The following is a 15,733-nucleotide window of genomic DNA, read 5'->3' as shown; positions in this document are numbered from 1 at the left end:
TGGCGCTCGCAAGTGCGACGATACAGGCAGCCGATGTCACCATCACGGTGAACGGTAAGGTCGTCGCCAAACCGTGCACGGTTTCCACCACCAATGCCACGGTAGATCTCGGCGATCTTTATTCTTTCAGTCTTATGTCTGCCGGGGCGGCATCGGCCTGGCATGATGTTGCGCTTGAGTTGACTAATTGTCCGGTGGGAACGTCGAGGGTCACTGCCAGCTTCAGCGGGGCAGCCGACAGTACCGGATATTATAAAAACCAGGGGACCGCGCAAAACATCCAGTTAGAGCTACAGGATGACAGTGGCAACACATTGAATAGTGGCGCAACCAAAACAGTTCAGGTGGATGATTCCTCACAATCAGCGCACTTCCCGTTACAGGTCAGAGCATTGACGGTAAATGGCGGAGCCACTCAGGGAACCATTCAGGCAGTGATTAGCATCACCTATACCTACAGCTGAACCCGAAGAGATGATTGTAATGAAACGAGTTATTACCCTGTTTGCTGTACTGCTGATGGGCTGGTCGGTAAATGCCTGGTCATTCGCCTGTAAAACCGCCAATGGCACCGCTATCCCTATTGGCGGTGGCAGCGCTAATGTTTATGTAAACCTTGCGCCTGCCGTGAATGTGGGGCAAAACCTGGTCGTGGATCTTTCGACGCAAATCTTTTGCCATAACGATTATCCGGAAACCATTACAGACTATGTCACACTGCAACGAGGCTCGGCTTATGGCGGCGTGTTATCTAATTTTTCCGGGACCGTAAAATATAGTGGCAGTAGCTATCCATTTCCTACCACCAGCGAAACGCCGCGGGTTGTTTATAATTCGAGAACGGATAAGCCGTGGCCGGTGGCGCTTTATTTGACGCCTGTGAGCAGTGCTGGCGGGGTGGCGATTAAAGCTGGTTCATTAATTGCCGTGCTTATTTTGCGACAGACCAACAACTATAACAGCGATGATTTTCAGTTTGTGTGGAATATTTACGCCAATAATGATGTGGTGGTGCCCACTGGCGGCTGCGATGTTTCTGCTCGTGATGTCACCGTTACTCTGCCGGACTACCCTGGTTCAGTGCCAATTCCTCTTACCGTTTATTGTGCGAAAAGCCAAAACCTGGGATATTACCTCTCCGGCACAACCGCAGATGCGGGCAATTCGATTTTCACCAATACCGCCTCGTTTTCACCAGCGCAGGGCGTCGGCGTACAGTTGACGCGCAACGGTACGATTATTCCAGCGAATAACACGGTATCGTTAGGAGCAGTAGGGACTTCGGCGGTAAGTCTGGGATTAACGGCAAATTACGCACGTACTGGAGGGCAGGTGACTGCAGGGAATGTGCAATCGATTATTGGCGTGACTTTTGTTTATCAATAAAGAAATCACAGGACATTGCTAATGCAGGTACGCAATATTGCCTGATGCGCTACGCTATCTACAAACCCGCACGTTAGCCCTTTGTAGGCCAGATAAGAATAAACAAAGCGCACTTTGCCGACAATCCGACCAGAGCCTGCCAATGGCAGGCTCTGGTGCTCTTTTACGCTACCATGCTGATAATCAACACAATAATCAGCCCAACCACGGAGTTGACCAGCTCCAGCTGACCCCAGGTTTTCAACGTGTCTTTTACTGACAGGTCAAAGTAACCTTTGAACAGCCAGAATGAGGCATCATTAATGTGGGTGAGGGTGTTGGAACCCGCAGCCGTCGCTAGCACCAGCAGCGCCGGATTCACGCCAACCAGCTGACCAGTTGCTGTATCAAGGATTGCAGCACTGATAATCCCGGCGGCGGTCATCGCTGAAACCACACCCTGACCCGTCGCCAGACGAATCAGTACGGTGATCAGCCATGCCATGATGTAGGGCGAGATATTGCCGTGGGACATCAACATGCCGATGGTGTCACCAATGCCGGTGTCGATGATGGTCTGCTTCAGCACGCCACCCGCACCGATGATCAGAATCACCATTGCAATGCTCTTCACCGCGCTTTCAAAAGCGTTCATCACCCACTGCATATCGTGCCCGCGCGCGGTGCCGAAGAGTACGAATGCAACCACCATCGCAATAAACATTGCAATCGGCGAGGAACCGATAAAGTTAACCACTTCCCAGGCAGGGGTATCTTTTACCAGCCAGATATTGGCGATGGTGGTAGAGATCATAATGATCGCCGGGATCAGCGGCACCAGAATCGAAACGCCGAAAGAGGGCAGATTATTCATATCTACCGGTTGATCTGCTTTCAGGAATGATGGCGTTGGGCGCTCAAGATTGCCGAGGAACTTCGGCAGGATCAGACCTGCGCAGATGACACTTGGGATCGTCACCAGTACGCCATAGATATAAACCATCCCCATATCCGCGCCATAAGCATTCACCAGCGCCACCGGACCCGGCTGCGGTGGGAACAGTGAATGTGCGGTAGTGGCAGCTGCTACTGCCGGGATCGCCAGTTTCAGAAACGGGATTTTAGCTTCGGCGGCAATGACAATAACCAGCGGCGCTAACATGATAAAGGCCACTTCATAGAACATCGCCAGACCGAAAATCAGGCCGATGATAATTACCGACAGCTGTACATAGCGCAGACCGAGACGCGCCAGCAGCGTATGCGCTATCTGGTGCGCCGCGCCGGAGTCGACCATCAATTTACCGATGACCGCACCGAACACCACGATGATAGCCAGTTCCCCCAGCGTGTTGCCGAAGCCCGCTTTCATTGTGTGCAGCAGCGACATCAAATCCATGCCCGCCAGCATCCCGACGGACAGCGCCGCCACTAGCAAAGCCACCATTGAATTGATTTTGAACTTCAAATTCAGTACCAGCATCAGGCCAATGCCGAATACCACCCAGAGAATGTTAAGCACATGCATAACGTTTTACCTTACCTGGTTGAACCGTTGTTATTTTGGGCGACATGTTATGTAAATTGGTCAACCATTGTTGCGATGAATGTCACATCCTCTGATCAATAACCATCGATTACCCTTTGCTGCAATTTGCAGCAACAACCGTGAGAGTGAAATTCTTGCGATGTGGTTAACCAATTTCAGATTTCTGGTTGACATGTCTTACCAAAAGGTAGAACTTATACGCCATCTCATCCGATGCAACGCCACGGCTGCGGTCTGGTTGTTCATCCGGATACCTAAACAACTCCGGGGCTCCACGTCTCTTTGCTGTGGAACCCACTATGTGAAAGAGGAAAAATCATGGAACAGACCTGGCGCTGGTACGGCCCAAACGATCCGGTTTCTCTAGCTGATGTCCGTCAGGCGGGCGCAACTGGCGTGGTTACCGCGCTGCACCATATCCCGAACGGCGAAGTATGGTCCGTAGAAGAGATCCTCAAACGCAAGGCGATCGTTGAAGACGCAGGCCTGGTATGGTCTGTCGTAGAAAGCGTGCCAATTCACGAAGATATCAAAACCCACACTGGCAACTATGAACAGTGGATCGCTAACTATCAGCAGACTCTGCGCAACCTGGCGCAGTGCGGCATTCGCACCGTGTGCTACAACTTCATGCCGGTGCTCGACTGGACCCGTACTGACCTCGAATACGTGCTGCCAGACGGCTCCAAAGCTCTGCGCTTCGACCAGATCGAATTCGCTGCATTCGAAATGCATATCCTGAAGCGTCCAGGCGCGGAAGCGGATTACACCGAAGAAGAAATTGCTCAGGCCGCTGAACGCTTCGCCACTATGAGCGACGAAGACAAAGCGCGTCTGACCCGTAACATCATTGCCGGTCTGCCGGGCGCGGAAGAAGGGTATACCCTCGACCAGTTCCGTAAGCACCTGGAGCTGTATAAAGATATCGACAAAGCCAAACTGCGCGAAAACTTTGCCGTCTTCCTGAAAGCGATTATTCCGGTTGCCGAAGAAGTTGGCGTCCGTATGGCTGTTCACCCGGACGATCCGCCGCGCCCGATCCTCGGCCTGCCGCGCATTGTTTCCACCATTGAAGATATGCAGTGGATGGTTGATACCGTAAACAGCATGGCGAACGGTTTCACCATGTGCACAGGTTCCTACGGCGTGCGTGCTGACAACGATCTGGTTGATATGATCAAGCAGTTCGGTCCGCGTATTTACTTCACCCATCTGCGCTCCACCATGCGTGAAGATAACCCGAAAACCTTCCACGAAGCGGCGCACCTGAACGGTGACGTTGATATGTACGAAGTGGTGAAAGCGATTGTTGAAGAAGAACACCGTCGTAAAGCGGAAGGCAAAGAAGACCTGATCCCGATGCGTCCGGACCACGGTCATCAGATGCTGGACGACCTGAAGAAGAAAACCAACCCAGGTTACTCCGCAATTGGTCGTCTGAAAGGCCTGGCTGAAGTTCGCGGTGTCGAACTGGCGATCCAGCGCGCTTTCTTTAGCCGTTGATACCCACCGGCATGGCTGCGCGCCGTGCCGGTTCCTTCTTCCTTGCCGTCACTCTCTGAAGACGGATTCTGGAGTTTACGATGACTACTATTGTTGACAGCAATCTGCCGGTTGCCCGCCCGTCATGGGATCATTCTCGTCTGGAATCACGCATTGTGCATCTCGGTTGCGGGGCGTTTCACCGCGCGCACCAGGCGCTGTACACCCATCATCTGCTGGAAAGTACCGACAGCGACTGGGGTATCTGCGAAGTTAACCTGATGCCAGGCAACGACCGTGTGCTGATTGAAAACCTGAAAAAACAGCAACTGCTGTACACCGTGGCGGAAAAAGGCGCAGAAAGCACCGAGCTGAAAATTATCGGTTCGATGAAAGAAGCCCTGCATCCGGAAATCGACGGTTGTGAAGGTATTCTCAACGCGATGGCGCGTCCGCAGACGGCGATTGTCTCCCTGACGGTCACAGAGAAAGGTTATTGCGCCGATGCGGCAAGCGGTCAGCTGGATCTCAATAACCCGCTGATCAAGCACGATCTGGAAAACCCGACTGCGCCGAAGTCCGCGATTGGTTACATCGTCGAAGCCTTGCGTCTGCGTCGTGAAAAAGGGCTGAAAGCGTTTACGGTGATGTCCTGCGACAACGTGCGTGAAAACGGTCATGTGGCGAAGGTCGCGGTTCTGGGGCTGGCTCAGGCACGTGATCCGCAGCTGGCGGCATGGATTGAAGAGAACGTCACCTTCCCGTGCACCATGGTTGACCGCATCGTTCCGGCGGCGACGCCAGAAACCTTACAGGAAATTGCTGACCAGCTGGGTGTTTACGACCCGTGCGCCATTGCCTGCGAACCGTTCCGTCAGTGGGTGATTGAAGATAACTTCGTTAATGGTCGTCCGGACTGGGATAAAGTGGGCGCACAGTTCGTTGCAGACGTTGTGCCGTTCGAAATGATGAAACTGCGTATGCTGAACGGCAGCCACTCTTTCCTGGCGTACCTCGGTTACCTCGGCGGCTATGAAACCATTGCCGACACCATGACTAATCCGGATTATCGCAAAGCGGCCTTTGCCCTGATGATGCAGGAACAAGCGCCAACGCTGTCGATGCCGGAAGGTACAGACCTGAACGCCTATGCGACGCTGCTGATCGAGCGTTTCAGCAACCCGTCTCTGCGTCACCGTACCTGGCAGATTGCAATGGACGGCAGCCAGAAGTTACCGCAGCGTCTTCTGGATCCGGTGCGTCTGCACCTGCAAAACGGCGGCAGCTGGCGTCACCTGGCACTGGGCGTGGCTGGCTGGATGCGCTACACCCAGGGCGTGGATGAACAGGGTAATGCCATTGACGTGGTTGACCCGATGCTGGCCGAGTTCCAGAAGATTAACGCGCAGTATCAGGGCGCAGACCGCGTGAAAGCGCTGCTGGGCCTGAGCGGCATTTTTGCCGATGATCTGCCGCAGAATGCCGACTTTGTTGGCGCGGTGACGGCGGCATATCAGCAGCTGTGCGAACGCGGTGCGCGCGAGTGTGTGGCTGCGCTGTAACTAACTGATTACCCTACAGACTTACTGGTCAATCAAACTGATATTTGGTTGACCAGTTTTCGTTTTTTTGCCCACCTGTACGTGCCAACTTCCAGTGCTAATGGTATAGTTTGAGATTAACGGGTGCCGTAAAATTGCCCGTTGTAGGCCGGATAAGGCGTTCACGCCGCATCCGGCAAAAATTTGATTAACCGCACCTAACGGACACAACACCATGAAATCTGCCACCTCTGCGCAAAGACCTTACCAGGAAGTCGGGGCGATGATCCGCGATCTGATCATAAAGACGCCATACAATCCTGGCGAACGGCTGCCGCCGGAGCGTGAAATTGCAGAAATGCTTGATGTCACGAGGACGGTGGTACGTGAAGCGCTGATCATGCTGGAGATCAAAGGGCTGGTGGAAGTGCGCCGGGGTGCCGGTATCTATGTTCTTGATAGCTCAGGCAGCCACAACACAGACAGTCCGGATGCTAACGTCTGCAATGATGCCGGTCCTTTTGAGCTGTTACAGGCGCGTCAGTTACTGGAAAGTAACATCGCGGAATTTGCCGCTTTGCAGGCTACCCGCGAAGATATCGTCAAAATGCGTCAGGCATTGCAACTGGAAGAGCGTGAGCTGGCTTCCAGCGCGCCGGGCAGCAGCGAAAGTGGTGATATGCAGTTCCATCTCGCCATTGCCGAAGCAACGCATAACAGCATGCTGGTGGAGCTGTTCCGTCAGTCCTGGCAGTGGCGGGAAAACAATCCAATGTGGATCCAGTTGCACAGCCATCTGGATGACAGCCTGTATCGCAAAGAGTGGTTGGGCGATCACAAACAGATCCTCGCCGCGTTAATCAAAAAAGATGCCCGAGCGGCGAAGCTGGCAATGTGGCGGCATCTGGAAAACGTTAAGCAACGTCTGCTGGAATTCTCGAACGTTGACGATATTTATTTTGATGGCTATCTGTTTGATTCATGGCCGCTGGATAAAGTTGACGCCTGACTTATTATAATAAGCGCAAGGGTAAATGTTCCTTGCGCTTTCTTAAATTAAGAAGTCGCAATGAGTATTACTTTGTAAATTGCAGGGTATTGTTTAGCTATCTGTATAACCTGAATGTTAGTACTCATTCTTCCTGGTAGTTATTTACCAATATAATTCCACTCACCATTTTTTAATTCAAACAGTTCTGGAAGAGATGACGGTTGCAGAGTCATACGTTTGAGTGGTGCATTTTCATCACCCGGGATAACTTTATATCCCATTTTTGCATGGATCTCCGCGGTACCGGGATAGGCTTCTATACCAATTATTGGGTCATTACCCAACTCAATATTAGCATTAAGTAATGCGGCAAGGGCGAATCCGGAAGAATTTGCTACCCCTGTTACCGTCATTATCTGATCAATATAGATATCAATCCTTGGCTGCTCATTGGTCCATCTTTTTGCCTGAGAAGCTGGAAGGGTTGAAATATATCCTATCGTGGTTCCGGCATAACCAGGAACATTGCAACCAGGGCCTAATGTTATTTCATGAACTGTATAGTCCTCAACAGGATCGAAAGGGCTCTTCATAAATAAATTTAGCCGTAAACCTTCTGCTAACTCTGTGGCAGCATGCGCCTTTTTACATATGCCACCATATATTTCGTCTAAAGCTGAGGTGATTTTCAAGTTCCGATAGAGCATACGTCCTGTTGTTGTAATACCATCGGATTCTCTGCATGCTCCTGTCACATAATTAAATGGCCAGGACTCTTTACTAATATCAAGTTTTCTAATTTCGACAGCGCTTTTTCCATCGTAATTATGGTTATTGCCACGAGTAAGAGGCGGAAGATAGATGTTTTCCAAATCCATGCGTGCATATTTTAATTTATGTGTAAACTCACTGTCGACTATTGGGTGATGAAGGAAGTGATTATCTGTAATAATTTGACTCTGAAGGGCATTGCTTAATGGCATAGACATAATAGTTACCTTTTATGAGTATTTCACTGATGTTTAGAAAAATAGATAAATTTTTCTGTAGTAAAAAGAGAAGTAAACAAATGACATGCATGTTTCTGTTGTAGTGATATCAACTCTACACGGTGGGTAATGACTCCAACTTATTGATAGTGTTTTATGTTCAGATAATGCCCGATGACTTTGTCATGCAGCTCCACCGATTTTGAGAACGACAGCGACTTCCGTCCCAGCCGTGCCAGGTGCTGCCTCAGATTCAGGTTATGCCGCTCAATTCGCTGCGTATATCGCTTGCTGATTACGTGCAGCTTTCCCTTCAGGCGGGATTCATACAGCGGCCAGCCATCCGTCATCCATATCACCACGTCAAAGGGTGACAGCAGGCTCATAAGACGCCCCAGCGTCGCCATAGTGCGTTCACCGAATACGTGCGCAACAACCGTCTTCCGGAGACTGTCATACGCGTAAAACAGCCAGCGCTGGCGCGATTTAGCCCCGACATAGCCCCACTGTTCGTCCATTTCCGCGCAGACGATGACGTCACTGCCCGGCTGTATGCGCGAGGTTACCGACTGCGGCCTGAGTTTTTTAAGTGACGTAAAATCGTGTTGAGGCCAACGCCCATAATGCGTGCAGTTGCCCGGCATCCAACGCCATTCATGGCCATATCAATGATTTTCTGGTGCGTACCGGGTTGAGAAGCGGTGTAAGTGAACTGCAGTTGCCATGTTTTACGGCAGTGAGAGCAGAGATAGCGCTGATGTCCGGCAGTGCTTTTGCCGTTACGCACCACCCCGTCAGTAGCTGAACAGGAGGGACAGCTGATAGAAACAGAAGCCACTGGAGCACCTCAAAAACACCATCATACACTAAATCAGTAAGTTGGCAGCATCACCGATGCGAAAGCAATCATGGTAAATGGTCCGCAGTTTGGCTGGTATGCGCCTGCGTATACTTATGGTATTGGTCTGCACGGTGCTGGTTATGATGTCACTGGCAATACACCATTTGCCTATCCTATCCTGGGCTGGTTTTTGGTCATAATGGTGTGATTTCCTGGGGATCAACGGCAGGTTTCGGCGATGATGTCGATATTTTTGCTGAACGGCTGTCGGCAGAGAAACCAGGCTACTACTTGCATAATGGTAAGTGGGTGAAAATGTTAAGCCGTGAGGAAACCATTACGGTGAAAAATGGTCAGGCAGAGACCTTTACTGTCTGGCGTACGGTGCATGGCAACATTCTCCAAACTGACCAGACGACACAAACGGCTTACGCTAAATCCCGCGCATGGGATGGTAAAGAGGTGGCGTCTTTGCTGGCCTGGACTCATCAGATGAAGGCCAAAAATTGGCAGGAGTGGACACAGCAGGCAGCGAAACAAGCACTGACCATCAACTGGTACTATGCTGATGTAAACGGCAATATTGGTTATGTTCATACTGGTGCTTATCCAGATCGTCAATCAGGCCATGATCCGCGATTACCCGTTCCTGGTACGGGAAAATGGGACTGGAAAGGGCTATTGCCTTTTGAAATGAACCCTAAGGTGTATAACCCCCTGTCGGGATATATTGCTAACTGGAACAATTCTCCCCAAAAAGATTATCCCGCTTCGGATCTGTTTGCCTTTTTGTGGGGGGGGCCCCTATTAAGTTGTCAAGCATGTTATGACCCCTGCGGGGTATAAAAAGTCCCGTCGCGCATCATGGCGAACAGAACGTCGCAGCGTCGTCTCGCCAGGGCGATAAGCGCCTGATTGTGTCGTTTTCCCTGACTCATTTTGCGGGTGTAGTAAGCCCTGGAGAGCGGATCCCTGAGCGCGGCGAAGGCCGACAGGAACAACGCCCGTTTGAGAGCTTTATTACCCCGTCGCGAGGGATGCTCACCGCGTATTGACGAGCCGGATCGCCGAGTTACCGGCGCAAGGCCAGCATAAGCAGCGAGATGTGCGGCAGAGGCGAAGGCGCGGCAGGCGACCTCGGTGAGGAGTCTGGCTGCGGTCCTGACACCGACTCCGGGCATACTGGTCAGGACCGGGTAAAGAGGGTGAGCAAGAACTCGCTGTTCTACCTCAAGCGCCACCTCGTCTCTTTGCTTACGCAGCGTGATGAGCTGGAGTGCCAGACGTGGCAGTACTACGGCAGCGGCATTCGTGCCGGGAACGACGACGGTTTGTTCGGCCAGTGCCTGAGCTATGTCTGCTGCAAGGCGTTTACCCAGACGAGGCGCAAGTTTGCAGAGCTGGGCTGCCAGCTTCTTCTCACCCAGCGAAGCCCAGCGAAGCGAGTTTTTCTGGTGAGGGATATCGCTGGAGAAGATCGAGTACCGCCGGGTGCTCAAGTCTCGGACCGAGAACGCGCTCCAGTGCCGGATGTATCTGGGTCAGAAGGCCGCGGATACGGTTGCTGGCCTGCGTTGTCTGTGCGGCAAGATCATCATCGAAGCCGCAGAGCATGGAGAGTTCGGCGATTTGCTCGTCAGCCAGTTTCAGCGTGCGTAGCGCGTGAGGCAGGGTACGGGCAGCTTCGGCAATGATGGCAGCGTCACGAGCATCAGTTTTAGCTTCACCGGCGTGTAAGTCGGCTATGCGGCGCATGGCCAGTCCAGGGAGGTATCCGACAAGGACTCCTTCTGAGCGGGCAACGGCGACAGGTAACGCACCGATGGTAGCTGGCTGATCAACAACCAGCAGTATCTGACCATGTTGTTTCAGGTCAGATATTAGCGACCTGAGTTTGTTTTCGTCGTTGGGTAATGCTTTATCGAACAGGCGTTTACCTGAACGATTAATGGCAACAGCGTGATGCGTATCTTTACCGACATCAACGCCGATAAAGACCTGGACGGATTCGTAATCGCTGGATTCGGTCATTCTGTCTCCCTTGTATATGGGTTAACCAGATAACCACGGGGAGCAGGTACCGGCATCCACGTTACAGACGGTCCCGGCAAAAGTGCCTGACCTGACCCCTATTAGCGGTTACCAGCGCCCCACCAGACCCGGTGACATCACCCCCCGGATCATGGACGACTGGGGGCAGTAATCATGCCGGGTCTGGCTGGCTAACACCCCATTATAAGGGGTACGAATAAAGTAACGGGGCAGATCGCGTTACGGAGATCGACCGACTGCTTGAGCAAAAGCCACGCTTAACTGCTGATCAGGCATGGGATGTTATTCGCCAAACCAGTCGTCAGGATCTTAACCTGAGGCTTTTTTTACCTACTCTGCAAGCAGCGACATCTGGTTTGACACAGAGCGATCCGCGCCGTCAGTTGGTGGATACATTAACACGTTGGGATGGCATCAATTTGCTTAATGATGATGGTAAAACCTGGCAGCAGCCAGGCTCTGCCATCCTGAACGTTTGGCTGACCAGTATGTTGAAGCGTACCGTAGTGGCTGCCGTACCTATGCCATTTGATAAGTGGTACAGCGCCAGTGGCTACGAAACAACCCAGGACGGCCCAACTGGTTCGCTGAATATAAGTGTTGGAGCAAAAATTTTGTATGAGGCGGTGCAGGGAGACAAATCACCAATCCCACAGGCGGTTGATCTGTTTGCTGGGAAACCACAGCAGGAGGTTGTGTTGGCTGCGCTGGAAGATACCTGGGAGACTCTTTCCAAACGCTATGGCAATAATGTGAGTAACTGGAAAACACCTGCAATGGCCTTAACGTTCCGTGCAAATAATTTCTTTGGTGTACCGCAGGCCGCAGCGGAAGAAACGCGTCATCAGGCGGAGTATCAAAACCGTGGAACAGAAAACGATATGATTGTTTTCTCACCAACGACAAGCGATCGTCCGGTGCTTGCCTGGGATGTGGTCGCACCCGGTCAGAGTGGGTTTATTGCTCCCGATGGAACAGTTGATCAGCACTATGAAGATCAGCTGAAAATGTACGAAAATTTTGGTCGTAAGTCGCTCTGGTTAACGAAGCAGGATGTGGAGGCGCATAAGGAGTCGCAGGAAGTGTTGCACGTTCAGAGATAATTAAGCCCGAATGCCCTCATATTCTGGAGGAATATGAGGGTGATAAAGTCTCAGGTATTGTGATGTTGGAGGGCTGGTTACTTTTTGAGTCCCGCAAACGCCGCCCGAATCTCATCCTCCGGCAACTGAATCCCGATAAACACCATCGTGCTATGCGGTTTTTCATCGCCCCACGGGCGGTCCCAGTCGGCGCTGTAGAGGCGCTGGACGCCCTGGAACAGCAGGCGGTTAGGTTCGCCGTCAATCCACAGCATCCCTTTGTAACGCAGCAGTTTATCCGCCGATTCCAGCAGCAGGTTTTCCATCACCCGGGAAACTTCGCTGATATCTACCGGGTAATCCAGTTCCACCACAATCGACGAAATATCGTTTTGTTTGTCCGCGATAAAGTGGAAACGCGGTTTGGTGCTGACGACGTTTTCTTCCAGCATAAAACCGTTGGTGTTGAACAGAAGGCCCAGGTCGATATCGCCGTGGGTAACGGTGTAGACCGGTGCGCGGGCGTTGATGCGCGCCAGGCGTTCACGCAGTTTCTCTGCTTCGCCTGCGACGTCGGTTTTCGTCAGCAGAATACGGTCGGCGTAGCCAACCTGGGACTGGGCGATGGTGAACTGGTTCATCTGCTCATCGGCATGTACCGCATCCACCAGCGCAATCACCCCGTCCAGCAGGTAGCGCTGGCATAAAATCTCATGGGAGAAGAAGGTCTGAATAATCGGGCCGGGATCGGCCATGCCGGTGCATTCAATGACCAGACGGTCGAACTGAATATTGCCCTTGTCGAGATTATCCAGCAGGTCGAGTAGTGCGTCTTCCAGCTCGTTGGAGCGCGAACAGCAGATGCAGCCGTTGGTCAGCGTTTTGATCTGCGTGGCGCGGTCGCCAATCAGTTGATCATCAACGGAGACTTCGCCGAATTCGTTTTCAATCACGGCAATCTCGTAGCCGTGTTGTTCGTTAAGAATATGGCGCAGCAGGGTGGTTTTGCCCGCGCCTAAAAAACCGGTGAGTAGGGTAACTGCAATCGGGTTCATGCTCTCTCCATTAACAACAGCGCATACCGCCTTTACCATCGCCGCCGTAGCGCGCGTTCTGGCGTTCGCGGAAGAATTCTTCATAGCTCATGTACGGCTTGTCGGGATGGTTGGTCTTCATATGCTCGACGTAGTTGTCGTAGTCTGGAATGCCAATCAACATCTTCGCCGCCTGGCCGAGATATTTTTTTGCCTGTCCTAAGTTACCAAACATAGTTCACTCTGATAAGAACAAAGCCCCGCCGAAGCGGGGCTAAACACGGTTAGTGGTGCGAAGAGATCTTCACGCCGCCTTCCGGGATTGGAACGTACGGAGTTTCTTTGTCAGTACGTTTGTCGCTGTTACGCACCGCAAGCCAGGTTTTGAAACCGTAGAAGATGATGCTGTACACCACAATCAGGAACAGAATACTCAGGCCTGCGTTGGTGTAGTTGTTCACAACGATGTGGTTCATGTTGGCAATCTGCTGCGCCGTCAGGTCAGTACCGTTAGCAATCTTCTCTTTGTACTGGCTTGCCATGTAGAAGAAGCCTTCCATCTGCGGGTTGGTGCTGAACAGTTTCAGACCCAGCGCCCAGGTGGTGCAGATAAGCAGCCATACAGCCGGAACAACAGTTACCCAGATGTATTGGGTGCGCTTCATCTTAATCAGCACAACGGTGCCCAGTACCAGCGCTACGGCTGCCAGCATCTGGTTGGAGATACCGAACAGCGGCCACAGGCTCTTAACGCCGCCCAGCGGATCGACCACGCCCTGATACAGCAGGTAGCCCCACAGACCCACACAGCCCGCAGTACCGATGATACCGGCAACCAGAGAGTCGGTTTTTTTCAGGAACGGGATGAAGTTACCCAGCAGGTCTTGCAGCATAAAACGGCCAGAACGGGTACCCGCATCCAGCGCGGTCAGGATGAACAGGGCTTCGAACAGAATACCGAAGTGATACCAGAAGCCCATGTCAGCCATCGGCAGCACTTTGTGGAACACGTGAGCGATACCTACCGCCAGCGTTGGCGCACCACCTGCACGGTTCAGGACAGAAGGCTCACCAATGTCTTTCGCGGTTTGCAGGATCTGCTCTGGCGAAATCACGAAGCCCCAAGAGCTGACGGTCGCTGCCGCGTGTGCGGTAACGTCTTTCAGCTGCGCCATGATGATCGGCGCGTTCTCGCCACCCATTTCATGCAGGTTAGGCATGGTGATGCCAAGGCCAGCAGGCGGGGTGTTCATCGCGAAGTAAAGACCCGGTTCGATGATGGACGCAGCAACCAGCGCCATAATCGCCACGAAGGACTCCATCAGCATTGCGCCGTAGCCAATGAAACGCGCGTCGGTTTCATTAGCCAGCAGTTTCGGCGTCGTACCGGAAGAGATCAGTGCGTGGAAGCCAGATACCGCACCACAGGCGATGGTAATGAACAAGAACGGGAACAGAGCACCTTTCCACAGCGGGCCAGTACCGTCAATGTACTGGGTCATCGCAGGCATTTTCAGTTCCGGGTTCAGCACCACGATACCCAGCGCCAGGCCGACGATAACGCCGATTTTCAGGAAGGTTGCCAGATAGTCGCGCGGTGCGAGGATCAGCCACACCGGCAGCAATGCGGAAACAAACGCATAGCCAATCAGCGCGAAGGTAATGGTGGTGTCTTTAAAGGTCAGTGCCGGACCCCAGTACGGATCGTGAGCAATCACGCCACCGAAGTAGATAGAGGCAACCAGCAGCACGATACCAATGACAGAGACTTCACCCACACGCCCCGGACGGATAAAGCGCATGTAGATACCCATAAACAGCGCAATCGGTACGGTTGAGCAAACGGTGAAGACACCCCACGGACTTTCGGCCAGGGCTTTAACCACAATCAGCGCCAGGACGGCAAGGATGATGATCATGATTAAGAAACAGCCAAACAGCGCGATAGTCCCCGGTACTGGTCCCATCTCTTCTTTTATCATCTCACCGAGAGATGCGCCGTTACGGCGAGAGGAGATAAACAGCACCATAAAGTCCTGAACCGCACCGGCCAGTACTACCCCCGCCAGCAGCCACAGCGTGCCAGGCAGGTGGCCCATCTGTGCGGCGAGAACCGGACCGACCAGCGGACCAGCACCGGCGATAGCGGCGAAGTGGTGACCAAACAACACGTAACGGTTGGTCGGAACGTAGTTCAGACCGTCGTTGTTAATAACCGCAGGCGTCGCGCGCGTGGGGTCGAGTTTCATCACCTTCTGGGCGATGTACAGACTGTAGTAGCGATACGCCACCAGATACACCGACACAGAGGCGACCACGATCCACAGGGCGCTGACGTGCTCCCCCCGACGTAATGCAACTACCGCGAGGCAGAATGCACCGATGATTCCGAGAATCACCCAGGGTATGTGCTTGAATAGTTTTTTCGTATCCATAGTAAAACCTGGCATTTTACTCGTCGTCTTTTGGCTTACAGGTGCGGCAGTTGCGTTCGTTCACCCCTGTCACTTACTGTTGTAAGCTCCCGGGGATTCACTCACTTGCTGCCTTCCTGCAAACCAAAATTCATAGAGTAATTTGTTAATCATAGGCCGAAGCCGTTCTAGGTTTGCGTTGCGTTTGAGGAGGTAAATTGACCGCTATCCTGCAGTGATGTTGCCAGAGTTACGCGCGCGTAAAGTAAGGTAAATAACTGAGTGGTTATTTTAGGGACGTAAGCGGTCAGGAATGGCGGTGAGCGGTTGGGCAAGAATTATTCATCGGGTGGATATGTGATTGAGATCACAATAAAAATGCCCCTTCGACGA

At 52.4% G+C, this 15,733-nt stretch carries 11 protein-coding genes and 3 pseudogenes; 7 read left to right on the top strand and 7 right to left on the bottom strand.

What is annotated here, in order from left to right:
- The first annotated feature begins 20 nt into the window (after positions 1-20).
- Positions 21-464: a type 1 fimbrial minor subunit FimG gene (fimG, locus tag C1P89_RS16060; protein WP_306234496.1), complete on the top strand. Its 444-nt coding sequence runs from the start codon at positions 21-23 to the stop codon at positions 462-464.
- A 19-nt stretch (positions 465-483) separates the two neighbouring features.
- Complete coding sequence (gene fimH / locus C1P89_RS16055; RefSeq protein ID WP_000832227.1) at positions 484-1,386, top strand: type 1 fimbria D-mannose specific adhesin FimH; 903 nt, start codon at positions 484-486, stop codon at positions 1,384-1,386.
- 163 nt (positions 1,387-1,549) lie between these two features.
- Here fimH and gntP read toward each other — a convergent pair whose 3' ends face one another.
- Complete coding sequence (gene gntP / locus C1P89_RS16050; RefSeq protein WP_000558254.1) at positions 1,550-2,893, bottom strand: gluconate permease GntP; 1,344 nt, start codon at positions 2,891-2,893, stop codon at positions 1,550-1,552.
- 339 nt (positions 2,894-3,232) lie between these two features.
- Here gntP and uxuA point away from each other — a divergent pair, with 339 nt between their 5' ends.
- The 3 genes from uxuA to uxuR all read left to right on the top strand — a co-directional run bounded on the left by uxuA (position 3,233) and on the right by uxuR (position 6,946).
- Positions 3,233-4,417 (top strand): mannonate dehydratase, encoded by a 1,185-nt coding sequence (uxuA, locus tag C1P89_RS16045; RefSeq protein ID WP_000438582.1) that lies wholly within the window; start codon positions 3,233-3,235, stop codon positions 4,415-4,417.
- 80 nt (positions 4,418-4,497) lie between these two features.
- Positions 4,498-5,958: a fructuronate reductase gene (locus C1P89_RS16040; RefSeq protein WP_000208194.1), complete on the top strand. Its 1,461-nt coding sequence runs from the start codon at positions 4,498-4,500 to the stop codon at positions 5,956-5,958.
- A 214-nt stretch (positions 5,959-6,172) separates the two neighbouring features.
- Positions 6,173-6,946 (top strand): Uxu operon transcriptional regulator, encoded by a 774-nt coding sequence (gene uxuR / locus C1P89_RS16035; RefSeq protein ID WP_000833688.1) that lies wholly within the window; start codon positions 6,173-6,175, stop codon positions 6,944-6,946.
- Between the two features lie 140 nt (positions 6,947-7,086).
- On the opposite strand, the gene C1P89_RS16030 is transcribed toward uxuR, so the two are convergent.
- Both C1P89_RS16030 and C1P89_RS16025 read right to left on the bottom strand, forming a co-directional pair.
- On the bottom strand, positions 7,087-7,917 hold the full coding sequence (locus C1P89_RS16030) for a YjfZ/YjiC family protein (protein ID WP_000062556.1): 831 nt from the start codon (positions 7,915-7,917) through the stop codon (positions 7,087-7,089).
- Between the two features lie 140 nt (positions 7,918-8,057).
- Positions 8,058-8,755 (bottom strand): IS1-like element IS1A family transposase gene (locus C1P89_RS16025; protein ID WP_094096600.1). Its coding sequence is split into 2 segments (ribosomal slippage): positions 8,058-8,506 and positions 8,506-8,755, totalling 699 coding nucleotides; the frame shifts between segments, so codons are not numbered across the junction.
- A 55-nt stretch (positions 8,756-8,810) separates the two neighbouring features.
- Between C1P89_RS16025 and C1P89_RS16020 the strand changes: the two are divergent.
- Positions 8,811-9,559 (top strand): annotated as a pseudogene (locus C1P89_RS16020) (penicillin acylase family protein); the annotation flags it as partial.
- Positions 9,560-9,582: 23 nt separating this feature from the next.
- Here C1P89_RS16020 and C1P89_RS16015 read toward each other — a convergent pair.
- A pseudogene (locus C1P89_RS16015) lies at positions 9,583-10,789 on the bottom strand (IS110-like element ISEc20 family transposase).
- 227 nt (positions 10,790-11,016) lie between these two features.
- Between C1P89_RS16015 and C1P89_RS16010 the strand changes: the two are divergent.
- Positions 11,017-11,913 (top strand): annotated as a pseudogene (locus C1P89_RS16010) (penicillin acylase family protein); the annotation flags it as partial.
- 77 nt (positions 11,914-11,990) lie between these two features.
- Here C1P89_RS16010 and yjiA read toward each other — a convergent pair.
- Genes yjiA through btsT form a run of 3 tightly spaced genes read right to left on the bottom strand, consistent with a single transcriptional unit; the run spans position 11,991 to position 15,361 of the window.
- Positions 11,991-12,947 (bottom strand): GTPase, encoded by a 957-nt coding sequence (gene yjiA / locus C1P89_RS16005; protein WP_005139132.1) that lies wholly within the window; start codon positions 12,945-12,947, stop codon positions 11,991-11,993.
- 10 nt (positions 12,948-12,957) lie between these two features.
- Positions 12,958-13,161 carry a YbdD/YjiX family protein gene (locus tag C1P89_RS16000; RefSeq protein ID WP_000467859.1) on the bottom strand — a complete coding sequence of 68 codons (204 nt, stop codon included), beginning with the start codon at positions 13,159-13,161 and terminating at the stop codon, positions 12,958-12,960.
- A gap of 49 nt (positions 13,162-13,210) precedes the next feature.
- Positions 13,211-15,361 (bottom strand): pyruvate/proton symporter BtsT, encoded by a 2,151-nt coding sequence (gene btsT, locus C1P89_RS15995; protein ID WP_005139144.1) that lies wholly within the window; start codon positions 15,359-15,361, stop codon positions 13,211-13,213.
- Positions 15,362-15,733 lie beyond the last annotated feature (372 nt).

Origin of the sequence: Shigella sonnei, assembly GCF_002950395.1 — a bacterium.
In the GTDB taxonomy this organism is placed as follows: domain Bacteria; phylum Pseudomonadota; class Gammaproteobacteria; order Enterobacterales; family Enterobacteriaceae; genus ECMA0423.
The sequence above is the reverse complement of the archived record's forward strand: the minus strand, read 5'-3'. Positions and strand labels throughout refer to the sequence as shown.